General features: G+C 62.8%; 21 protein-coding genes and 3 pseudogenes. 9 read left to right on the forward strand and 15 right to left on the reverse strand.

The genetic code is table 11. The features are described from left to right. The first annotated feature begins 108 nt into the window (after positions 1 to 108). The 3 genes and pseudogenes from OKW41_RS37255 to OKW41_RS37265 all read left to right on the forward strand — a co-directional run bounded on the left by OKW41_RS37255 (position 109) and on the right by OKW41_RS37265 (position 1,587). Positions 109 to 878: pseudogene (locus OKW41_RS37255) on the forward strand (RNase A-like domain-containing protein). A 74-nt stretch (positions 879 to 952) separates the two neighbouring features. After that, positions 953 to 1,237 carry a contact-dependent growth inhibition system immunity protein gene (locus tag OKW41_RS37260; protein WP_429451498.1) on the forward strand — a complete coding sequence of 95 codons (285 nt, stop codon included), beginning with the start codon at positions 953 to 955 and terminating at the stop codon, positions 1,235 to 1,237. A 77-nt stretch (positions 1,238 to 1,314) separates the two neighbouring features. Further along, positions 1,315 to 1,587: a contact-dependent growth inhibition system immunity protein gene (locus OKW41_RS37265; protein WP_429575643.1), complete on the forward strand. Its 273-nt coding sequence runs from the start codon at positions 1,315 to 1,317 to the stop codon at positions 1,585 to 1,587. 100 nt (positions 1,588 to 1,687) lie between these two features. On the opposite strand, the gene OKW41_RS37270 is transcribed toward OKW41_RS37265, so the two are convergent. Next, the gene (locus tag OKW41_RS37270; RefSeq protein WP_429575644.1) at positions 1,688 to 2,425 is read right to left on the reverse strand and encodes an SDR family oxidoreductase; all 738 of its coding nucleotides are present in this window, start codon (positions 2,423 to 2,425) and stop codon (positions 1,688 to 1,690) included. A gap of 33 nt (positions 2,426 to 2,458) precedes the next feature. Here OKW41_RS37270 and OKW41_RS37275 point away from each other — a divergent pair. The 3 genes and pseudogenes from OKW41_RS37275 to OKW41_RS37285 form a co-directional block, all read left to right on the forward strand. Then, positions 2,459 to 2,794, forward strand: a pseudogene (locus tag OKW41_RS37275) (tryptophan 2,3-dioxygenase family protein); the annotation flags it as partial. A gap of 199 nt (positions 2,795 to 2,993) precedes the next feature. Further along, positions 2,994 to 3,827, forward strand: a pseudogene (locus OKW41_RS37280) (RNase A-like domain-containing protein). 17 nt (positions 3,828 to 3,844) lie between these two features. Continuing rightward, complete coding sequence (locus OKW41_RS37285; RefSeq protein ID WP_184066461.1) at positions 3,845 to 4,129, forward strand: contact-dependent growth inhibition system immunity protein; 285 nt, start codon at positions 3,845 to 3,847, stop codon at positions 4,127 to 4,129. Between the two features lie 92 nt (positions 4,130 to 4,221). Here OKW41_RS37285 and OKW41_RS37290 read toward each other — a convergent pair whose 3' ends face one another. The 7 genes from OKW41_RS37290 to OKW41_RS37320 all read right to left on the reverse strand — a co-directional run bounded on the left by OKW41_RS37290 (position 4,222) and on the right by OKW41_RS37320 (position 12,280). Further along, positions 4,222 to 4,959 (reverse strand): SDR family oxidoreductase, encoded by a 738-nt coding sequence (locus OKW41_RS37290; protein WP_429575645.1) that lies wholly within the window; start codon positions 4,957 to 4,959, stop codon positions 4,222 to 4,224. Further along, a complete protein-coding gene (locus OKW41_RS37295) occupies positions 4,956 to 6,500 on the reverse strand; it encodes an FGGY-family carbohydrate kinase (protein ID WP_429575646.1) in 1,545 nt (514 codons plus the stop codon). The genes OKW41_RS37290 and OKW41_RS37295 overlap by 4 nt, the downstream gene beginning before the upstream one ends. Positions 6,501 to 6,531: 31 nt before the next feature. Continuing rightward, complete coding sequence (locus OKW41_RS37300; protein ID WP_429575647.1) at positions 6,532 to 7,620, reverse strand: alcohol dehydrogenase catalytic domain-containing protein; 1,089 nt, start codon at positions 7,618 to 7,620, stop codon at positions 6,532 to 6,534. A gap of 40 nt (positions 7,621 to 7,660) precedes the next feature. Further along, complete coding sequence (locus OKW41_RS37305) at positions 7,661 to 8,668, reverse strand: ABC transporter permease (RefSeq protein ID WP_429451511.1); 1,008 nt, start codon at positions 8,666 to 8,668, stop codon at positions 7,661 to 7,663. Then, the gene (locus tag OKW41_RS37310; RefSeq protein ID WP_429575648.1) at positions 8,655 to 10,175 is read right to left on the reverse strand and encodes a sugar ABC transporter ATP-binding protein; all 1,521 of its coding nucleotides are present in this window, start codon (positions 10,173 to 10,175) and stop codon (positions 8,655 to 8,657) included. Before OKW41_RS37310 ends, OKW41_RS37305 begins: the two co-directional genes overlap by 14 nt. Positions 10,176 to 10,237: 62 nt before the next feature. Continuing rightward, positions 10,238 to 11,158 carry a substrate-binding domain-containing protein gene (locus OKW41_RS37315; protein WP_429454529.1) on the reverse strand — a complete coding sequence of 307 codons (921 nt, stop codon included), beginning with the start codon at positions 11,156 to 11,158 and terminating at the stop codon, positions 10,238 to 10,240. Between the two features lie 144 nt (positions 11,159 to 11,302). Further along, complete coding sequence (locus OKW41_RS37320; RefSeq protein WP_429575649.1) at positions 11,303 to 12,280, reverse strand: AraC family transcriptional regulator; 978 nt, start codon at positions 12,278 to 12,280, stop codon at positions 11,303 to 11,305. Positions 12,281 to 12,657: 377 nt separating this feature from the next. Here OKW41_RS37320 and dalD point away from each other — a divergent pair, with 377 nt between their 5' ends. The 3 genes from dalD to OKW41_RS37335 all read left to right on the forward strand — a co-directional run bounded on the left by dalD (position 12,658) and on the right by OKW41_RS37335 (position 16,653). Beyond that, entirely contained in the window at positions 12,658 to 14,079 is a 1,422-nt protein-coding gene (gene dalD, locus OKW41_RS37325) for a D-arabinitol 4-dehydrogenase (RefSeq protein ID WP_429575650.1), read from the forward strand. A gap of 67 nt (positions 14,080 to 14,146) precedes the next feature. Continuing rightward, positions 14,147 to 15,628, forward strand: coding sequence for a xylulokinase (xylB, locus tag OKW41_RS37330; protein ID WP_429575651.1), 1,482 nt, complete (start codon positions 14,147 to 14,149; stop codon positions 15,626 to 15,628). A 77-nt stretch (positions 15,629 to 15,705) separates the two neighbouring features. Further along, complete coding sequence (locus OKW41_RS37335; RefSeq protein ID WP_429575652.1) at positions 15,706 to 16,653, forward strand: sugar-binding transcriptional regulator; 948 nt, start codon at positions 15,706 to 15,708, stop codon at positions 16,651 to 16,653. A gap of 67 nt (positions 16,654 to 16,720) precedes the next feature. Here the strand turns inward: OKW41_RS37335 and OKW41_RS37340 are convergent, their stop codons facing one another. The 7 genes from OKW41_RS37340 to OKW41_RS37370 all read right to left on the reverse strand — a co-directional run bounded on the left by OKW41_RS37340 (position 16,721) and on the right by OKW41_RS37370 (position 22,260). Further along, complete coding sequence (locus tag OKW41_RS37340) at positions 16,721 to 17,011, reverse strand: contact-dependent growth inhibition system immunity protein (RefSeq protein ID WP_429451522.1); 291 nt, start codon at positions 17,009 to 17,011, stop codon at positions 16,721 to 16,723. Between the two features lie 21 nt (positions 17,012 to 17,032). Next, positions 17,033 to 17,443 (reverse strand): hypothetical protein, encoded by a 411-nt coding sequence (locus OKW41_RS37345; RefSeq protein WP_429451524.1) that lies wholly within the window; start codon positions 17,441 to 17,443, stop codon positions 17,033 to 17,035. Between the two features lie 15 nt (positions 17,444 to 17,458). After that, positions 17,459 to 18,289: an RNase A-like domain-containing protein gene (locus OKW41_RS37350; RefSeq protein WP_429451526.1), complete on the reverse strand. Its 831-nt coding sequence runs from the start codon at positions 18,287 to 18,289 to the stop codon at positions 17,459 to 17,461. Between the two features lie 268 nt (positions 18,290 to 18,557). Continuing rightward, on the reverse strand, positions 18,558 to 19,667 hold the full coding sequence (locus OKW41_RS37355; protein WP_429451529.1) for an ABC transporter ATP-binding protein: 1,110 nt from the start codon (positions 19,665 to 19,667) through the stop codon (positions 18,558 to 18,560). Positions 19,668 to 19,754: 87 nt separating this feature from the next. Beyond that, complete coding sequence (locus OKW41_RS37360) at positions 19,755 to 20,456, reverse strand: HAD family hydrolase (RefSeq protein WP_429575653.1); 702 nt, start codon at positions 20,454 to 20,456, stop codon at positions 19,755 to 19,757. Continuing rightward, entirely contained in the window at positions 20,453 to 21,328 is an 876-nt protein-coding gene (locus OKW41_RS37365) for a carbohydrate ABC transporter permease (protein WP_429451532.1), read from the reverse strand. The genes OKW41_RS37360 and OKW41_RS37365 overlap by 4 nt, the downstream gene beginning before the upstream one ends. Next, positions 21,325 to 22,260, reverse strand: coding sequence for a carbohydrate ABC transporter permease (locus tag OKW41_RS37370; protein ID WP_429451535.1), 936 nt, complete (start codon positions 22,258 to 22,260; stop codon positions 21,325 to 21,327). Before OKW41_RS37370 ends, OKW41_RS37365 begins: the two co-directional genes overlap by 4 nt. Between the last annotated feature and the right edge of the window lie 76 nt (positions 22,261 to 22,336).

Genomic DNA, 22,336 nt, shown 5'->3' on the forward strand with positions numbered 1-22,336 from the left:
GAACAGGCACCGTGCATCGGGCTACGGAAAATTCGGAGTCGTCCGAATCTTGAGAGACGGTCCGCACGGCAGCATCGGAACCCCCTAAAAACATCCGAGGGGTTCGATATGCCCGGTGCAGATAATGCCGACGGAGTGAAGGTTGTACTGAGCGCTCCGCAACTCGCGGCCGTGCTATCCCGCCAGTCGATCAGCCAAACGGAGATGCTTTCAAACCGGCTTTGGGGCGGGTTACAGGTCGTCGGCGGCGTGCTGGAAATGGTCGGTGCGGGTGCGCTGTGCGTCTTGCCGGAGCCGACGATGGCGAGCAAAGCCGGGTGTGTCGTGTTCGGGGTCCATGGCTCGGACTCGGCAGCGGCGGGCCTGCGGCAGATCTGGACTGGTCAGGACACGGCCACGCTGACCCAGCGGGGCACGACGAAACTCGCTGAAGCAATGAAGGCGAGCCCCGACATGGCGAACAATATCGGCCTGTCCCTCGATATCGCCGTGCCATTCGGCTTTGCCGGCTCGATCAGGGCGGCACGCGCTGCGCGTGTCACCATGGGCCGGATCAACCTCGACATGCATGAGGCGAAGGCGGGCAGCCGGATCGGTGGACATACGCTCTTGAAACATGTCGGACGGACTGAAGCGCAGTTGCGGGAAAGGCTCAGGCTGGAACCGAAAAGAACCGAAGTATCGTCTTTCGCCAATCTTGAGGAGGCGGAGTGGGCTATTTCGGAAACGATGCGCGCAAATACCTTAAAAATTCAGCAATGGACGACAGCACCAAAACGAACTCTGACGCTGGAAAAGAACGAAAAGTTGGTCACGCATTGATCAGGAAGACAGATACATTGGTGGTTTGCAGTAAGGTGAAGGTCATCTTGAAGTAGGGGACATACAACGGGATGCCCTACTACATTCTCACGGCTATGGTCGAACGCTGATTCCGCGTGGATATCGATGTATGAGATACGAAAACTTGTATCAATTGATTTGTGGCCGCTTCCATGAAGATTTCGACTTGTTCGGAAACACAATTGAAGAATTGGTTTTGTCTTTTACATGCGAATGCACACCGGAAGAGATCAACGCGACGGTGGCCGAGATAGACCGATTCAAGAGCGACCATGCTGAAAATCTTGACGCTGCCTTTGAGGAGAACTTTGGCTACCAGTGCGATCCGACGGCGTGGGAGCAGTCCACTGAGGCTTTTCTCGACAAACTTAGGCGTCTTCTCCTGAGCGAGTAGCCTGATTTTCCTCGCACCGGACGGCCCCCGTCAGTTAATAGGGCTTCCGTGAACTGATTTCGAGTGAATACCGACATATGGGTTACGACAATCTGGATCAATTGATTGGTGTCTACTTCAATGAAGATTCCGACTACTGGGGAGACACAATCGAAGAGTTGGTTCGGGCTTGTGCAAGCAGGTGCAGGCCAGAAATGATTAACGCGAAGCTGGCCGACATAGACCGGTTCAAGCGAGATCACGCTGGAAATCTTGACGCAGCCCTTGAGACCGAATTTGGCAGACAATTCGATCCGAGGCTGTGGGTCACACAACGGAATCTTTTCTTGACAAGCTTAAGCGTCTTCTGAGTGAGTAGCCCGGTTTTCCTCCCATCGGAGAGCCCCAGCCGTCTGCCGGGGCCACCGTGTACTTCCATTTCACCCGGCAACCGGCAGTGCCTGACACCCTCTAGCGCGCCGTGTAACCACCATCGATCGGCAAACACACCCCGCTGATCATCGACGCCGCGTCGCTCAACAGAAACAGAATCGGCGCGGCGACTTCCGCCGATTCGGCAAAGCGCCTGAGCGGAATCGCCTGCAAAGCGGGATCGCGTTTGACAGGATCGCTCCACGCCAGCACCGCCATCGGCGTCAGCGTGACCGTCGGGTTCACGCTGTTCACGCGGATTCCGTACGGCCCAAGCTCGATGCACAGTGCGCGCGTGACCGCATCGAGCGCGGCCTTCGACGCCGAATAGCTCAGATGATCGTCGAGCGCGACGAGCGCGGCCTGGCTCGACACGTTGACGATGCTGCCCGCGCGCCCCGCGTCGAGCATGCCACGCGCGACGTGCTTCGCGACCAGCACCGCCCCGCGCGCATTCACCGCCATCACGCGATCGAAGCTCGCGGCCGTCGTATCCACCGCGCGTTCGAGCAACGCGATGCCAGCGCAATTCACGAGACCGTCGAACGGTTCGAGCGAGGCCAATGCTTCGTCGATCGCAGCTTCGTCGCCGACGTCGAGCGTCAACGGCTCGCAGCCGGTTTCCTTGGCGAGCCGCGCGAGCTCGTTCACGTTGCGCGCGGCCGCGACGACCGACGCGCCGCTCGCGCACAGCGCCTCGACCGTCGCGCGGCCGATGCCGCTGGAGGCGCCCGTCACCAGAATCGAGCGGCCGGAAAAATCGAAAGTGGCGTTCATGGAGATTGCAACCGATGCATGACCGGCTTCAATGTAGTGCGGCTGCTCGCGCGCCGCGGCTTCGCGATTTCGCCCGCGCGGCTCGAGCGCGACTGGACGAAGCCGACTGAACATGATGCATCGGTCGAAGCGGCGTGGCTCGAGGTCTATCGCAATCCGTCCGGGCACTGGGAGCTGTACGAGATGGCCGAGGAACTCGTCGATCTCGAGGATGCGTTCCGTCAATGGCGTTTCCGCCATGTAGCGACCGTCGAGCGGACTATCGGCTCCAAACAGGGTACCGGCGGCACCAGCGGCGCGCCGTATTTGCGCAGGATGCTCGACGTCGTGTTGTTCCCCGAGCTGTGGCACGTGCGGACGATGCTGTAGCGGTTAGCGCGCGCGCGGCGCTACGACACGAACGATGAAAATCACGGACTGTGATTTTCGTGGCGTTCCCCAAGTCACTTAAAGTGATGCAGAACAGGCACCGTGCATCGGGCTACGGAAAATTCGGAGTTGTCCGAATCTTGAGAGACGGTCCGCACGGCAGCATCGGAATCCCATAAAAACATCAGAGGGATTCGATATGCCCGGTGCAGATAATGCCGAAGGAGTGAAGGTTGTACTGAGTGCTCCGCAACTCGCGGCCGTGCTATCCCGCCAGTCGATCAGCCAGACCGAGATGCTTTCAAACCGGCTTTGGGGCGGGTTACAGGTCGTCGGCGGCGTGCTGGAAATGGTCGGTGCGGGTGCGCTGTGCGTCTTGCCGGAGCCGACGATGGCGAGCAAAGCCGGGTGTGTCGTGTTCGGGGTACATGGCTCGGACTCGGCAGCGGCGGGCCTGCGGCAAATCTGGACTGGTCAGGACACGGCCACGCTGACCCAGTAGGGCACGACGAAACTCGCTGAAGCGATGAAGGCGAGCCCCGACATGGCGAACAATATCGGCCTGTCCCTCGATATCGCCGTGCCATTCGGCTTTGCTGGCTCGATCAGGGCGGCACGCGCTGCGCGCGTCACGATGGGCCGGGTTAACCTGCAAACGTACGAGGCAAAAGCGGGCAGCCGGATCGGTGGACATACGCTTTTGAAACATGTCGGGAGGACTGAAGCGCAGTTGCGGGAGAGGCTCAGGCTGGAGCCGGAAAAGAAAGTAGTTTCGTCTTTCGTAAATCTTGAGGAGGCGGAGTGGGCTATATCGGAAACAATGCGCGCAAATGTCTTGCAGATTCACGCATGGACAAAAGCAGCACCAAACCGGGTTTTGACGCTGAGAAAGGACGTTGCAAGAAAAGTAGGATACGCATTGGTCAGGAAGACCGACAGGTTGGTAGATAGCAGTAAAGTGGAGGTTGTCTTGAAGTACGGGGCGTATAACGGGATGCCGTACTACATCCTCACAGCTATGCTCGATAAGTGATTGGTGGGTATTGATGCATGAAATATTACGATCTGGGGCAATTGATCCTTGGCTACTTCAATGAAGATTTCGACTACTGGGGAAACACAATTGAAGAGTTGGTCCGGGCTTGTGCAAGCGGATGCACGCCAGACATGATCAACGCGACGGTGGCCGACATAGACCGGTTCAAGAGCGATCATGCTGGAAATCTTGACGCGGCCTTCGAGGAGGAATTTGGCTACCAGTGCGATCCGACGGCGTGGGAGCAGACCACTGAGGCTTTCCTTGACAAGCTTAAGCGTCTTCTTCTGAGCGAGTAGCCTGCGTTTCCTCGCACCGGACGGCCCCAGCCGTCTGCCGGGGCCTCCGTGTACTTCCATTTCACCCGGCAACCGACAGTGCCTGACACCCTCTAGCGCGCCGTGTAACCACCATCGATCGGCAAACACACCCCGCTGATCATCGACGCCGCGTCGCTCAACAGAAACAGAATCGGCGCGGCGACTTCCGCCGATTCGGCAAAGCGCCTGAGCGGAATCGCCTGCAAAGCGGGATCGCGTTTGACAGGATCGCTCCACGCCAGCACCGCCATCGGCGTCAGCGTGACCGTCGGGTTCACGCTGTTCACGCGAATTCCGTACGGCCCAAGCTCGATGCACAACGCGCGCGTGACCGCATCGAGCGCGGCCTTCGACGCCGAATAGCTCAGATGATCGTCGAGCGCGACGAGCGCGGCCTGGCTCGACACGTTGACGATGCTGCCCGCGCGCCCCGCGTCGAGCATGCCACGCGCGACGTGCTTCGCGACCAGCACCGCCCCGCGCGCATTCACCGCCATCACGCGATCGAAGCTCGCGGCCGTCGTATCCACCGCGCGTTCGAGCAACGCGATGCCAGCGCAATTCACGAGACCGTCGAACGGTTCGAGCGAGGCCAATGCTTCGTCGATCGCGGCTTCGTCGCCGACGTCGAGCGTCAACGGCTCGCAGCCGGTTTCCTCGGCGAGCCGCGCGAGCTCGTTCACGTTGCGCGCGGCCGCGACGACCGACGCGCCGCTCGCGCACAGCGCCTCGACCGTCGCGCGGCCGATGCCGCTGGAGGCGCCCGTCACCAGAATCGAGCGGCCGGAGAAATCGAAAGTGGCGTTCATGACGATTGCAACCGATGCATGACCGGCTTCAACGCCGGATAGAGGTCCGTGTACACGCCGAAGCGCTCTTTGTATAGCGCCATGCGCCGTGCGTCGGGCTGCGCGCGCTCGATCAGCGTGACCCAGCCGCCTTGCGCCGCTTCGCGCGACACGAGACCGACGCCGAGCGCGGCGAGCAGCGCGGCGCCCATCGCGGCTTCGACGTCCTGCTCGATCGTGTAGACCGGATAGCCGGTGACGTCGGCGATGATCTGCATCCACAGGTCCGAGTGCGCGGCGCCGCCGACCACGATCAGCTTGTCGTCGAGCGATTGCGCGCCTTTGCGCCCCGCCTCGATGTTGTGCTTCAGCGCGAACGACACGCCTTCGAGCACGGCGCGATACAGATGCGCGCGCGTATGAAACAGCGACAGCCCGACGAACGCGCCGCTCGCTTTCGCATCCCACACCGGGCTGCGCTCGCCCATCAGATACGGCAGGTACAGCACGCCGTCGGCGCCGGCCGGTACTTGCGCGGCGCTCTCTTCGAGTAGCCGATGCGGATCGCCATGCGGTGTCGCGCGCGCGGCCTCGATCTCCGCATGACAGAATTGCTCGCGATACCAAGTGACCGACGCGCCCGCGGTAATCGCGCCGCCGAATACGTAGATGTCGTGCTGCCCGTTGAAAACGTGCGGCATGCTGATCAAACCGTGCCGTGCGTCGACACGCTGATTGATGTAACCCCAGCACATGCTGGTGCCGATCATCGCGACGTGCTGCCCCGCGCGCGTGACGCCGGCCGCGAACGTGGCCACCGCCGCATCGACGCCACCCGCGACGATCGCGGTGCCCGCGTCGAGCCCGAGCTGCGCGGTCCATTGCGACAACAGCCCGCCCACCACCTCCGACGATTCGACGAGCCGCTCCGGCATCATCGTCGCGGGAATGCCGAGCATGTCGAGCGCTTCGTCCGACCAGTCGCGCCGCGCGATATCGTAGACGCCGCCGATATTGCCGGCCGAGCTGTGATCGACGGCGACCTCGCCGGTCAGCAAATAGATCACGTACGTATTCGGCGGCAGGAAATAGCGCGTATGCGCCCACACGTCCGGCTCGTACTCGCGCAGCCACAGCATCTTCGTGTAACCGTAGTAGCTGTCCACTCCGTTGCCGGTGATCGTATAGAGCCGATCGAGATCGATGTTCTCGCGCACCCAGTCGACCTGCGCGGTCGCGCGCCGGTCCATCCAGATCAGGCAGGGCGCGAGCGGCCGCATGTCGTTGTCGACCGGGATGCCCGAGCCGCCATACAGGCTGCTCACGCACAGCGCCTTGATCGCGCCCGGCGCGATGCCGGCCGTCTTCGCATCGCTCACGCACGCGGCCACGCATTCGACCACGGCCTTCAGCCACACCGCGGGCCACTGCTCGGCCCACAGCGGCTTCGGCGTATCGGGCTGATAGCTCGACGCATGCTGCGCGACGATCGCGCCCTGCTCGTCGACCAGCAGCGCCTTCGTGCTCTGCGTGCCGATATCGACGCCGATGACGTAGTTCATAGAGTCTCCGTTGAAACGCCGCGCCCCAGATTCACGCGCGCGGCTTCATCAGCACCTTGATCGAATCGAGCGAGTTCGCGATCCTGATCGCTTCGTCCCATTCTTCCAACGAAAAGCCGTGCGTGACGATGCCCTTCGACGTAACGAGTCCGCGCGCGAGCAGATCGATTGCGATCGGATAGCAATAGGGTCCAAGATGCGCGCCGCGCACGTCGAGTTCCTTGCGATCGCCGATCACCGACCAGTCGAGCGTCGTATCCGCGCCGAACACCGAGAATTCGACGAAGCGCCCGAGCTTGCGGATCAGGTCCATCCCCTGATTCACGCCGACCGGCGCACCCGTCGTTTCAATATAGACGTCGCAGCCGTAGCCGTCCGTCAGTGAATGGATGATCGCGAGCGCGTCGTCCTTCCGAGGATTGATCGTCACGTCCGCGCCATATTCGCGCGCGAGTGCGAGCCGTTCTTCGACGAGATCGATCACGACGAGCTGCTTCGGCGTCTTCAGATGCGCGACCTGCGTCATCATCAGACCGAGCGGCCCCGCGCCCGCGATCACGACCACGTCGTCGAGTTGCAGATCGCCGCGATTGACCGTGTGAATCGCACACGCGAGCGGTTCGATGATCGCGGCGTCTTCGAGCGAGATGCCGTCGGGAATCTTGTGGACGATCGCGGTCGGCGGAATGCGCATGTACTCGGCCATGCCGCCGTCCGCCACCTCGCGCTGAAAGCCGAAGATGTTGTGCACTTCGCACATCCAGTACTGGCCAGACTTGCAGTAGCGGCACTTGCCGCACGGCACGATCTGCTCGGCGATCACGCGCTCGCCCTTCTGCACGCCGAAATGCTCGGCCGCGCCCTCGCCCAGTTCCTCGACATAGCCGAAGAACTCGTGGCCCGGAATCACCGGCGCCTTGACCCACGGGCTCGGGCCGCCCCAGAACATCTTCGCGCCCGAATGGCATTTGCAGTCGCTCGCGCAGATGCCGCACGCGGCGATGCGGATCACGAGTTCGTGCGCGCGCGCGCGTGGTTTCTGTACCTGCTCGACGCGATAGTCTTTCGGTGCATGACAGACGATGGCGGTCATGTTCTGCTGGTCGGTTTGAGTCGTCATTGCATGGTCCTGCCAAAGGAGGGATGTGGGGAAGACAGCGTTACTTTCTGCGCTCGCGGCTGATATAGATCGCGAGCAGAATGATTCCGCCCTTGATCACGTTCTGCACGTACGGATTCACGCCGACCATGTTCAGGCCGTTATTCAGGACGCCGAGTAACAGCGCGCCGATCAGCGTGCCGATGATCGAGCCGCGTCCACCGGAGATCGACGTGCCGCCCATCACGACGGCGGCGATCGCGTCGAGTTCGAAACCGACGCCCGCGTTCGGCTGGCCGCTCATCAGGCGCGCGGTCAGCACGATCGCGGCGAACGCGGACGTCAAACCCGCGATCGTGTAGACGATCAGCTTCACGCGCGCCACACGCACGCCGGACAATCGCGTCGCCTGCTCGTTACCGCCGATCGCATACACGTAGCGGCCAAACGGCATCCGTTCGAGCAGCACCCACGCGATCAGATAGATCACCGCCATGATCACGACCGGCGCCTGGATGCCGAGAATCTTGCCGCTGCCGAAGAAGCTGACCCAGTCGGGCAGACCGTCGATCGGATAGCCGCCCGTGTAGATCAGTGCGAGGCCGCGCGCGATACCCATCGTCGCGAGTGTGACGATGATCGGCGGCATGCCGGCGAACGCGACGAAAAAGCCGTTGGCCGCGCCGAAGCCGAGACCGACCGCGAGGCCGACCGCAAGCGCGGCCACCCCATTCATGCCGGCGACCATCAGCCCGGCCGACAGCGTGCCCGAGAGCGCCATCACCGAGCCGACCGACAGATCGATGCCGCCCGTCAGGATCACGCAGGTCATGCCGACCGCGATGATCGCGTTGATCGACACCTGGCGCAGCACGTTCTCGATGTTCGCGGCCGACAGAAAGCTGTCGCTCGCGAACACCATCACGATGCAGACGACCAGCAGGCCGATGAACGGATAGAACAGCGTCGAGCGCTTCAGCGCGGCCCACGTGAAGCGCACTGGCGCGCCCGGCGTGTCGCTGTCGACACTCGATGTTTTCGGCGAAGAGAAAGGATTAGGCATGTTCATGAGAGGCTCCAGCCGAACCGGCGGTCGCATAGGTCATCACGGCATTCGATTCGATCGCGTCGCCTTCGAGCAGCGCTTCGATGCGGCCCTGCCGGAATACGGCGACGCGGTCGCACATGCCGACGATCTCCGGCAACTCGGACGAGATCATGATGATCGAGTAGCCGCGCGCGGTCAGTTCGCGCATCAGCAGATAGATTTCGGCCTTCGCGCCGACGTCGATGCCGCGTGTCGGTTCGTCGAAGATCAGGATGTTGGTGTGGTGATTGAGCCAGCGAGCGATCACGACCTTCTGCTGATTGCCGCCCGACAGCGTCGCGACTTCGGTGTGCATCGTTGGGGCCTTCACGCCGACGCGCTTCATGATGTCGGCGGTCGCGCGCGCTTCGCTACGTTGGTCGATGAAGAAACGTAGCGACCGGTACTTGCCGAGGTTGTTGATCGAGATGTTCTGCTTGATCGAGAACTCGGTAATGAGCCCTTCGGTCTTGCGGCTCTCGGGCAGAATGCCGACGCCCGCGCGAAGCGCATCGGCCGGGTCGGCGAGCTTCGCGGCCGCGCCGTTGACGCGAATTTCCTTCGCGTACGCACGGTCCGCGCCGATCACCGCGAGCGCGGTCTCGGTGCGCCCCGAACCGACGAGTCCCGCGAAGCCGAGAATCTCGCCCTCGCGCAGCATGAAGCTCAGCTCGGGGCTGTCTTTGAACAGCTGCAAGCGCACGACGTCGAGCACGACCTTCGCGCCGGCGCGCGGCGGCGGCTTCGGCGGAAAGCTGCTTTCGATGCGGCGTCCCACCATCATTTGCACGAGCCGGCTCACGTCGGATTGGGCGACCTCGGTCATGCCGGCGTACTGGCCATCGCGCAGCACCGTGATGCGGTCGCACACCTCGAAAATCTCTTCGAGGTGATGCGAGATGAAGATCATCGCGACGCCCTGCTGCTTCAGCTCGCGCATGATCGTGAACAGATGCGCGGCCTCGGCGGGTGTCAGTGTCGCGGTCGGTTCGTCGAGAATCAGCACGCGGGCATCGAGCGACAACGCCTTGCCGATTTCGACGAACTGCTGCTGCGCAACCGACAGTTGTCGAATCGGCACCGACAGATCGATCGCTACGCCAAGCCGCTCAAAAATCCGCGCCGCCGCGCGCCGCATTCTGCCGCGTTCGAGCAGACCGAAGCGGTTGCGCAATTCACGGCCGAGAAATATGTTCTCCACCGCGCTCAGATACGAAATCAGGCTGAATTCCTGAAACACGATGCCGACGCCCGCGGCCACCGCGTCGTGATAGTTCGCGAAGTGGCGTTGCTCGCCGTCGAGCGTGATCGTGCCTTCGTCCGGCTGGTAGATACCGCACAGAATCTTCATCAGCGTCGACTTGCCCGCGCCGTTCTCGCCGAGCAGCGCGTGAATCTCGCCGCGCGCGATCTCGAGGTGAATGCCTTGCAGCGCCTTCACGCCGGGAAAGCTCTTGCTGATGTTGTCGAGCTTCAGAATCGTGTCCATCGCATGTTCCTGTGCCGCGCGCCGCCGCGCATGATCCGCACGCGCGGCAGCCTGCGCTTGCGTTACCAGCTGAAGCCCTTAGCGTTGCTCTTGTCGATCACCTTCACGTCGACCGGAATCGCTTTCGGCACATTGGCGCCCCACTTCTTCGCGAGCGCGATGCCGAGCGCGATGCGCACCTGGTCGGCCGGGAATTGCGCGGACGTCTCGACGAATTTCGAATTCGGCTTCTGGATCGCGGCGATCGCTTCCGGTGCGCCGTCGACGCTCGTCAGCTTGATGTCCTTGCCCGACGATTCGATCGCCGACAGTGCGCCCATCGAGCCGCCGTCGTTCACGCTGAACACGCCCTTCAGATTCGGATGCGCCTGGATCATGTTCTCGGTGACGGACAACGCGGTCGCGCGTTCCTGCTTGCCGTTCTGCGTATCGACGAGCTTCACGCCCGGCGACTTCGCGAGCGCCGCTTTGCAGCCGCGCACGCGTTCGAGAATCGGCACGACCGGAATGCCGTCGAGAATCGCCACTTCGCCGCTGCCGCCGATCGACTTCGCGAGGTAGTCGCACGCCATCACGCCCGCGTCGTAGTTCTTCGATCCGACGAACGAATCGACCGGACCGTTCGCGTTCGCATCGACCGCGACCACGACGACGCCCGCCTTCTTCGCCGACGTGACCGCCGACTGGATGCCGGTCGAATCGGTCGGATTGACGAGCAGGATGTCGATCTTCTTTTGCAGCATGTCTTCGACGTCGCTGACCTGCTTGCTGACGTCGTGATGCGCGTCGGTGACGACGACCGTCGCGCCAGTCGACGCGGCCGCGTCGTTCAGCGCTTTCTGCATCGTCACGAAGTACGGGTTGTTCAGTTCCTGGAACGTCATGCCGATTTTCAGTGGCGCGGCCTGCGCGGTCTGCGCTGCCGACACAGCGACTAGCGACAAACCGAACGCGAGCGAGGCGACACGGCGCGCGAACATCATCGAAGGGTTAAGTGAAAGAGTAGACGGCTTCATGGTTGTCTCCATTTTTTGAAGTGATCACGCCCCCTCGCGCTGTGGGCGCACAGCGCGATCGATGCGTGTTGAAACGCGAGTGGAATAAAGCTGTGAACTACCGGATGGGCACTATGTGACCGGGTACGCGACGCCGCTACGCGACAAGCCCGGCGCGAGCACGATCGCCGGCGCGTTGTCGATGCCCCTGCCATGCGCGGCCGCTTGCTCGGAAGCATCGCGGCTCGCATCGTTCAGTTGCTGATAACGGCGAAACGTCGACGGCGCCATGCCCTTCATCGCTAGAAACTGCCGGTTGAAATTCGACAGGTTGTTGAAGCCCGCCTTGAAGCAGATGTCGGTCACGCTCAGTTCGCCGTCGGTCAGCAACTGGCACGCGAGATTGATGCGCATGCGGTTCACGTACTGCACGAACGGCAGCCCGGTATGACGGCGGAAATAACGCGAAAACGCGCTGACGCTCTGGCCGGCGAGTTGCGCAAGCTCCGACTCGCGCAACTCGTTCGCGAGGTTCTTGCCGATATACGCAAGCACGTGATTGATGCGGGTCGCCGCGAAGCTGGTCGGATCGGCCTGATAAGCGGGACTCGCGAGCGTGTCGCGATCCGGCGCGTTGATCAGGATCTCGAGCATCGACATGAACAGCACGAGCCGGCGCAGCCCGCGCGCCGCGAGCAGTTGGACAAAGAGCGGCTTGATCTGCGCGGATGTCTCCAGACCGAACGACAGGCCGCGACGCGCATCGGCGAGCAGCGCCTCGACCTGACGCCACTCCGGAAAACTCTCGAGACAGTTCGATACGAACTCGTGGCCAAACTGCACGACCAGATTGCGCTGCGCGACGCTCTCGCCTTCGGGCACGTCGCTGACCCAGTTGTGCGGCAGGTTCGGCCCCATCAGCACGAGGTTGCCGGGCGCGAAGCTGCCGATGTGATCGCCGACGAACATCTTGCCGGTCGTCGCGACGATCAGATGGATTTCGTACTCCGGATGAAAGTGCCAGCGCACCGTGCGATACGGATAGCCATGCGACCACACTTTGAACGATTCGTCGTGGCGTACGGCCACGATTTCGAGATCAGGTTGCACTGTCTGCCTCCATGAAGCGGCGCGCGGGAGGCACCGCCGATCTTGATCTTGTAAAGCGAAAAGTAACCGCCAAACGCGTTGGCGACCACTTTAAAAGAAACCGCGGACCGATACTTTTTTGTATTCGGGTTAGCCCCCACGCGCGCACGGTCAAATTTGATGCAATGCAATATGAGTGGCGCGACTCGCTTTCTCGCCTCGGGCGCTCGTCACTGCCGCCGCCGCATCGCCCATGCCGCGCTGCGCCATCAAAAGCCCGCCCCTTGCCTTGACTTTCGTTTCTCCGGGTACGATCATTCGCTCACATACAGAGCAAATGCTCTGCACGCACAGAACGCGCGCCGCGAGCGCCGCGGAGAAGTTTTTGGAGACCCAACATGAACAGCGGGCAAGGCAGCGGCGCGGCCGCACACGTGATCCTGCACATCGGCGCGGGATCGTTTCATCGCGCGCATCAGGCGTGGTATCTGCACCGGCTGAACGAAGCGAGCACGGCCGGCGAGCCGCGCTGGTCGCTGAGCGTGGGCAATATCCGCGGCGACATGAACCCGGTGCTCGAAGCGCTCGCCGCGCAGAACGGCGTCTACACGCTCGAAACCGTCACGCCGCAAGGCGAGCGCGCCTACGAGACGATCCGCTCGATCGAGCGCGTGCTGCCGTGGAGTGAAAGCCTCGATGGGCTGATCGAAGCGGGCGCCGATCCGGCTTGCAAGATCATCGCGTTCACCGTGACCGAAGGCGGCTATTACCTCGACGAACACGACCGGCTCGACACCGCGAATCCCGATCTCGCCGCCGACCTCGCCGGCGGGCACACGACGATCTACGGCGCGCTCGCGGCGATTCTCGACGCGCGCGCGAAGCGCGGCGCGGGACCCGTCACGCTGCAGACCTGCGACAACCTGCGCAGCAACGGCGAGCGCTTTCATGCGGGCATGAGCGAGTTTCTCGAACGACGCGGCGCAAACGAACTCGCGCAATGGTTCGACGACAACACGTCATGCCCGTGTTCGATGGTCGATCGCATCACGCCGCGTCCGACGCCCGACGTGCGCGAGCGCGTGAAGGCCGCGACCGGCGTCGACGACGCGAGTCCGGTGATGGGCGAGGCGTTCATCCAGTGGGTGATCGAAGACCGCTTCATCGCGGGACGGCCGGCCTGGGAGAAGGTCGGCGCGGAACTCGTCGATTCGGTGCTGCCGTACGAGGAAGCGAAGATCCGCATTCTCAACGCGACGCATAGCTGCATCGCGTGGGCGGGCACGCTGGTCGGCCTGAACTACATCCACGAAGGCACGCTCGACGCCGACATCCGCCAGTTCGCGTACGACTACGTGACCGAGGACGTGATCCCGTGTCTGACACCGAGTCCGCTCGATCTCGAACGCTATCGCGACGTCGTGCTCGAGCGCTTCAGCAACCCGCATATCCTCGACACGAACCAGCGCGTCGCCGCCGATGGCTTCTCGAAGTTACCCGGCTTCATCGCGCCGACACTCGCCGAATGCTTCGAGCGCGGCGTCACGCCGGCGGCGACCGCGATGCTGCCCGCATTGTTCTTCCGCTTTCTGGAACGCTGGCACACGGGCAAGCTGCCCTACGCGTATCAGGACGGCGTGATGGAAGAGCGCGTCGCGCACGCCTTTTTCACGGCGCCCGATCCGCTGCGCGCGTTCGCGGCCGACCGGCTGCTGTGGGGCGGCATGGCGCAGACGCCCGAGCTCGAAGCGGCGCTCGCGGGCGCGCTCGCGCGGGTCGACGCATGGCTCGCCGAACGCGGCGCGACTAGCCAGGCTTAATGCGCATGACAGCGCGCGCGATGAACCGCTAAAGTAGCGCATCCCCAACGACGAAGGTTTCGCTCCCATGTTCCTAGGCATCGACCTCGGCACGTCCGAAGTGAAAGTTCTGCTGCTCGCCTCCGACGGCCGCGTGATCGGCACCGCAGGCTCGCCGTTCACCGTTTCGCGTCCGCACCAGCGCTGGGCCGAGCAGAATCCCGAAGACTGGTGGGCCGGCACACGCGCGGCGCTCGCCGCGTTGCGCGCGCGTCATCCCGACGAGTTCGCGCAGATTCGCGGCATCGGCCTGTCGGGGCAGATGCACGGCGCGGTGCTGCTCGACGCGGAAAACCGCGTGCTGCGGCCCGCGATCCTGTGGAACGACATGCGCAGTGACAAGGAGTGCGCGGAGCTGACCGAGCGCGCGCCGGAACTGCACAGCGTCGCCGGCAATCTGGCGATGCCCGGTTTCACGGCGCCGAAGCTGCTGTGGGTCGCGCGTCACGAGCCGGAGATTTTCGCGAGGACTGCCTGCGTGCTGCTGCCGAAAGACTATCTGCGCCTGCAACTGACGGGCGGCAAGGTGTCCGATCCATCGGACGCGGCCGGCACATTGTGGCTCGACGTCGCGAAACGCGATTGGTCCGATTCGCTGCTCGCTGCCTGCAACATGACGCGCGCGCAGATGCCGGCGCTGCGCGAAGGCAGCGCGCCGGCCGGCACGCTGCTGCCGGAACTCGCGCGCGAATTCGGCCTGCGCGACGACGTGATCGTCGCGGCCGGCGGCGGCGACAACGCGACCAGCGCGATCGGCATCGGCGCGACGCAACCGGGCGACGGCTTCGTGTCGTTGGGCACCTCGGGCGTGCTGTGCGTGGTCGGCGACAGCTTCCGCCCGAACCCGGCCTCCGCCGTGCACGCGTTCTGTCATGCGATCCCGGACCGCTGGCATCAGATGAGCGTGGTGCTGTCGGCGGCGAGCTGTTTGCGCTGGGTCTGCAAGCTGACGTCGACCGACGAGCCGACGCTGCTCGCCGAAATCGAGGCGCTGCCCGCCGAGGCCTTGACCACCGCGCCGCTCTTTTTGCCGTATCTGTCGGGCGAGCGCACGCCGCACAACGACCCCTATGCGCAAGGCGTATTCTTCGGCATGACTCACGCAACCGACCGCGCGCTGCTCGGCTACGCGGTGCTCGAAGGCGTGACGCTCGCGCTGACCGACGGCCTCGACGCGCTGCGCGCGGCCGGCACCGAGGCGAAGATGTTGTCGCTGCTCGGCGGCGGCGCACGCAGCGACTACTGGGCCCAGTTGCTCGCCGATGCGCTCGACACCGTCACCGTCAAGCACGGCGGCGGCGAAACCGGCGCGGCGCTCGGCGCGGCGCGTCTCGGCTGGCTCGCCGCGGGTGGCGAGCCGGCCACCGTGCTGACCAAGCCGCCTGTCGAAAAGGAGTTCACACCGAATCCGCGCCGCCACGCGCAATTGCGCACCCGGCACGAAGCGTATCGCGCGCTGTATCGACACGTACGGCCGCTGTTCGATCCCGCGCGCGCACCGCTCGCCTGAGCGTCAACCGCGGCCGGCCCGCGCGACAGACGCGCCGCCGGCCGCTATCATCGGCGCACTTCAACCGAAACCTCATCGTGCCCAGGTCCACAGAAAAACTCGATCTCGCCACACGCGCCGCGTGGCTTTATTACGTCGCGGGCAATACCCAGAACGAAATCGCCGAGAAGCTGCAGGTGTCGCGGCCGGTCGCGCAGCGGCTCGTCGCGTTCGCGGTCGAAAAGAACCTGATCCGCGTGCGGGTCGATCACAAGCTCGCTGATTGCCTGTCGCTCGCCGATCAGCTGTCGAAGCGCTATGGCCTCAGCATGTGCGAGATCGTGCCGATCGACGGCGATACCTCCGAGGAAGTCGACCGTAAGCTCGCGGTGGCCGGCGCGCAGGTGATGGAGCGCTATCTGAGCGAGGAAAAGCCGATGGTCGTCGCGGTCAGCAGCGGCCGCACGCTAAAGGCCGCGGTCGATCAGATCGCGCAGCTAGACCGTCCGCAGCATCGGCTGGTATCGATGGTCGGCGCGATCGCGCAGGACGGCTCCTCGAACCGTTACGACGTCGCGCTGCACATTTCGGAAAAGACCGGGGGCAAATATTTTCTGCTGCCCGCGCCGCTGCTCGCCGACAGCGAGGCCGAGCGCGCGCAGTGGTGCAATCACCGTCTCTATCGGATCGTCGAATCGCTGTCGGCGCAGGCCGATGTCGCGTTCGTCGGCATCGGCAACATTGGGTTGACCTGTCCGTTGCACGAGGATGGCTTCATCACGGAAGGCGAGGTGAACGAGTTGATGCACAACGGCGCGGTCGCCGAAATGCTCGGCCTGCCAATCGATGCGGCCGGCGCGCACGTCGAATCGCCGACCGGCCGACGCGTGACGAGCATCGCGCTCGACACGCCGCCACGCCGGCCGACCATCGGCTTCGCGGGCGGGCTGCGTAAGCGCGAGGCGCTGATCGCGGTGCTCAAGGGGGGGTGGTTGTCGGGGCTCGTTACCGATGAGTTGTGCGCGCGGGCGGCGTTGGAGGCGTGAACTGCGGACGCGGAAAAGGCGGGCGCGATCGGTGTAGACGCGCCGCGAGTTGACGCAGTCGAGAGGCTTACTCGCTCAGGATCTGCTTCAACTCGTCGAGAAGCGAGGCGGTCGTGTGACCCCACAGGTCTGGCGAGAAATCTTGGCCGTAAGCGTTGCCGAATGCCTTGTCCAGGTCAGGATGTTCGCTCTTGAATCGCTCTATCTCGGACAGCATCCTTTCATGCGCGTCCACAGGCGTCCCCTGTTTGTAGCATTCGACGATCTCCGCGATCGTGTTTCCTGAAAGGTCGTAATCCTGATTCAGGTAGACTCCGAAGAAATGACTAAGTTCTGGATAAGTTGACTGGTTTTCCATGACTTGTCTGAATGCGTCAAATCAATCTTCATCTTCAAACCAGATACAGAAATATCGCCCTTCCCCACTACTTATAATAACGCCTGAGTCAAAGGTCGATCCCGTAAGGCCATTCCACGAATTCGAAGATGGTGATTCCTTGTTTGAAAAATAACCACTGTCTTTTGATTCATTTTCAGAAATTATTTTTTCAGCAAGCTGTTCCGCTTTACTCCTACTCATGCGTTCACAATCATAAGCCTGTCCTTTCCATAGCAGGTTCATGAGAATAGCAATGGCCCCGGCTCTATGTTGGGGCACAAGCATCGTCTCGTCTGGAGTCAGGCCGAATTTGGACAGTACCAACGACAGATCATTTGAATAGTCCAGTACATTGGAAATTCTAACCATAGTTGGGCCTCTCGCCGCTAGGATATCCGTAATTAAACTCACTTTCACTTCCCTCAATTAGGCATCCAGATAAGCGGTAAGAATATAGTATGGCATTCCGTTGTATGCCTGATTTCTAAGAATAACGGTGACCTTGCTCGAATTTATCAATCTTCTTGATTCTTTTAACAAGGTGTAGCCAACGTTTTTTCCGACATCTTTCTTTAAAACCAATTCTCTTCCCGGTGAAGCAGCCCACGACTTGATTGCATTGGCGTTCGCCTGCATCGCCTCCGAGATGGCCCATTCCGCCGCAGGAATATTCGCAAATGACGAGACTCGGTCTCGCCACGGTTCCTTCAACAATCTCTCTGACAATTGTGCCTCAGTGCGCCCGACATGTTTCCGCAGCGTGTGCCCGCCAATCCCGCTGCCCGCCTTCGCTTCGTGCATCATCAAGTTGATCCGGCCCATCGTAATCGCGGACGCCCGTACCGCCTTGATCGAGCCGGCGACGCCAACCGAGACGGCGATATCGAGTGACAGGCCGATATTGTTGGCCATGTCGGGGCTGGCCTTCATTGCTTCCGCCAGCTTCGCCGTACCGCGTTGGGTGAGCGTGGCGGTGTCCTGCCCGGTCCAAAGCTGTCGCAGACCCGTTGCAGCGGTATCCGAGCCATGCACGCCAAACACAATGCACCCGGCTTTGCTTGCCATCGTCGGGTCTGGCAGCACGCATAACGCACCGGCGCCTACCATTTCCAGCACTCCGCCGACAACCTGCAAACCGCCCCATAGCCGGTTGGAAAGCATCTCAGTCATGCTAATCGACTGACGGGCCAGTACGGCCGCCAGTTGCGGAGCACTCAGTACGACGCGGACGCCATCTGACTCATTCACCTGTGACATGCAAAAGTCCTCTTCATTCGTATCGGACTTTCACGTTAGCCGGTGAATGCACGGTCCTGCTATGGGCGAAGGATGATTCTGAGAGGGAACGCTGTTCGGCGTCCCAATATCGGGACGCGGCAGCTGCTCTGACTAATCGATAGTCAGACCGCGCAGCGGGAACCAAACAAGGATGCGCGGGCGCGCATGAACAGCTGCCGCCCGTGCTGGTGACACACGAAAAGCCTTGCATTCGCGAGCCGCGGCGCCCTCGCGCCGCTCCGCTTCATCACGCCGCCAGCACCTCAACAATCTTGCGCTGGAACGCCTTGCCTTCGCTATCAAACAGATGGCAATGCTCGGGCGTCGCGCCCAGCTTCTGCGTATTGCCCTTCGCATGCCGTTCGAGCGGCGGAATCCGCGCGATCAACCCATCGGGCGCGACGCTCGACTCCGCGTACAGATACGCGGCATCGCCGAGCGATTCGACCGTCATCGTGCGTGCCTCGATACCATCCTCGGTCGTGCTGACGTGCAGATGCTCGGGGCGGATGCCGACCGTCACCTTGTCGCCCTGCCTGGCCGCGCCCGGCTCGACCAACACCCGCTGTGTCTCGCCGGTCTCGTAACGCACCGAGACGCCGTCGTGCGACACCGACTGCACGACGCCTTCCATGAAGTTCATCTTCGGCGAGCCGATGAAGCCGGCGACGAAGCGGTTCGCCGGCGCGTGATACAGCATCGTCGGACTGCCGACCTGCTCCAGATTGCCCGCCGACAACACGACGATCTTGTCGGCCAAAGTCATCGCCTCGACCTGGTCGTGCGTCACGTAGATCATCGTCGTCTTCAGCTCGTCGTGCAGGCGTGCGAACTCGAGGCGCATCTTCACGCGCAGCGCGGCGTCGAGATTCGACAGCGGCTCGTCGAACAGGAACACCTTCGGCTTGCGCGTGATCGCGCGGCCGATCGCGACGCGCTGACGCTGCCCGCCCGACAGCTGCTTCGGCTTGCGATCGAGCAGATGGTCGATGTGCAGGATCTTCGCCGCGTTGCGCACGGCTGAGTCGATCTCCGGCTTCTTCGCGCCGGCGAGCTTCAGGCCGAACGCCATGTTGTCGTACAGCGTCATGTGCGGATACAGCGCGTACGACTGGAACACCATCGCGATGCCGCGCTTGGCCGGCGGCACGTCGTTCATGCGCACGGCGTCGATGTTCAGATCGCCGCCCGTGATGTCCTCGAGGCCCGCGATCATCCGCATCAGGGTCGATTTGCCGCAACCGCTCGGCCCGACGAACACGACGAACTCGCCATCGGCGATGTCGAGATTGATGTCGCGCATCACTTCGTTTTCGTCGTAGGCCTTTCTGATGTTGCGCAAGGTTACGCTTGCCATGATGTGTCTCCGTGTAATGCTGTTCGATGCTGCTCGTTACTTCGTGCTGCTACCTGATGCCGTGTCGTGTCGCGTGCATTCGTGCGCTCATGGCGCCGCGGCCGTCGCGGAGAGCGTCCATTGCGCGACGAGGTCGGGCAACTGCCGCATGTCCTCGAACACATGACGCGCGCCCGCCGCGTGCAATCGATCGATCTGCGCATCGCTCGCATGACCGCCGCCGATAAACCCGAGCACCGCCATGCCCGCCGCGGCCGCCGCCGTGACGCCGGTCACGCTGTCCTCGACGACGAGGCACGCACCCGGCGCGAGCCCGAAGCCTTGCGCCGCCGCCAGATACACGTCCGGCGCGGGCTTCGGATTCGGCACCGCATCGGCGCAGAACAGCCGCTCGCCGAAGAAACGCTTCAGGCCCGTGCGCGCCAGCACCGTCTCGACGTACGGCCGGAAGCTATTGCTCGCGCAGCCTTTGACGAGCGGCACCTGGGTCAGCGCCATCTCGATGCCGTCGACGGCGGGCGCCTCGATCGCCGCCGCTTCGACCGCGCGGCGGATCGCAACGATATCGTCGGTGCCGAGTTGTTTGCCGAGCTGAGTCGCGGTGTTCTGCAACACGCGCTCGATGCGCAGCCCGAGCAGCGGCAGCACGACCGGCGCGGCGTCGATGCCGGGCCAGCGCGCCTCGAGTTCGCGCACCAGCATGCGCGCGGCCACCGCTTCGCTGTCGATCAGCACGCCGTCGCAATCGCAGATCAACGCATATCGCGCGATGCCCGGGCCAGCCGTCATTTGACCGCCCCGAACGTGAGCCCGCGCACCAACTGCTTCTGCGACAGCCAGCCGACGATCAGGATCGGCGCGACCGCCAGCAACGAAGCGGCCGACAACTTGGCCCAGAACAAACCTTCAGGACTCGAATACGACGCGATGAACACGGTCAGCGGCGCCGCGTTCGAGCTCGACAGGTTGATGCTCCAGAACGCCTCGTTCCACGACAGGATCACGAGCAGCAGCGCGGTCGACGCGAGCCCGGGCAGCGCCATCGGCATCAGCAGATAGACGATCTCCTGCCACGTCGCCGCGCCGTCGATGCGCCCGGCTTCGAGAATGTCGCGCGGAATTTCAGCGAAGTACGTGAACGCCATCCAGACCGCGATCGGCAGATTGATCAGCGTGTAGACAATGATCAGGCCCGACACGGTATCCAGAAGGCCGCTGTTTTTCCACAGCAGATAGATCGGCACCAGCACACCGACCGACGGCATCATCTTCGTCGACAGCATCCATAGCAGCACCTTCTGAGTGCGGCGCGTCGGGAAGAACGCCATAGCGTACGCGCACGGCACCGCGAGGATCAGGCACAGCAGTGTGACGCCGACCGAGATCAGTATCGAGTTCCACGCGAACGCGAAGTAGTTGCTGCGCGCGAACACCTCGCGGAAGCTGTCGAGCGTCGGCACGAAAAACAGCGACGACGCATAGGCCTGCTGCTCGGTCTTGAACGCGGTGATCGTCATCCAGAAGATCGGGAAGAACAGCAGCAGCGCGACGAGCCACGCGATCACGCCGGGAATGCCGCGGCGAATCGTGTCGAACGGCGATTTGGTCGGCACCGCGACCGGCTGCGTCGCCGATGCCGAAGTGGAGGCAACGTGGCTCATTTTTCGTACTCCCCTTTCAGGTTCTTCGCGAGCATCCGCACGAGGAAGAACGACACGATGTTGGCCAGCACGACCGCGAGAATACCGCCCGCCGAGGCGAGACCGACGTCGAACTGTTGCAGGCCCAGCGCGAAGATCAGGTACGACAGGGTCGTGGTCGCGTTGCCCGGACCGCCGCCCGTGGTCGTATAGATCTCGGCGAAGATCGACAGCAGGAAAATCGTCTCCATCATCACGACGACCGCGATCGCACGTCGCAGGTGCGGCAGCGTGATGTAGAAGAACATCGAGAACGGACCGGCGCCGTCGATCTTCGCGGCTTCCTTCTGCTCCTGGTCGAGCGACTGGATCGACGTGAACAGGATCAGGAACGCGAACGGCAGCCACTGCCACGCGACGATCATGATCACCGCGGTGAGCGGATAGTCGGCGAACCAGTCGATCGGCTGCATGCCGAGCGCCCGCATGCCCTGCGCGACGAGGCCGTACACCGGGTGCAGGATCATGTTCTTCCAGATCAGCGCGCTGACCGTCGGCATCACGAAGAACGGGCCGATGGCGAGCAGGCGTGCGACGCCCTGCCCGTAGAACTTGCGGTCGAACAGGATCGCCATCAGTACGCCGCCGCCCACGGTGATCACGAGCACCCATACGATCAGCTCGATCGTATGCGCGATCGACGGACCGAACGACGGATCAGTCGCGAGATAGCGGTAGTTGTCGAAGCCGGCGAAGCCGCGCAGATCGGGATTGAGCAGGTTGTAGTGCGAGAACGAGAACCAGATCGTCATCGCGAGCGGAATGACCATCCACAGCACGAGCACGCCGACCGACGGCGCCACGAGCCAGCGGGCCGAACTGGCCTTACGCTCCTCGCGTTCTTTTTCTGTCTGGGGATGGGTTTGCATCAGAGGTAGGCGCAAAGGACGCATGATGGACCACCTGTTCGGTAATGCGCGGAGCGTTCGCCCGAGCCGCGTATGTGCGACGCGGCGCGCCGTGCCTGAA

It is taken from the genome of Paraburkholderia sp. UCT70 (genome assembly GCF_050434085.1).
GTDB classification, from domain to species: Bacteria; Pseudomonadota; Gammaproteobacteria; order Burkholderiales; family Burkholderiaceae; genus Paraburkholderia; species Paraburkholderia tuberum.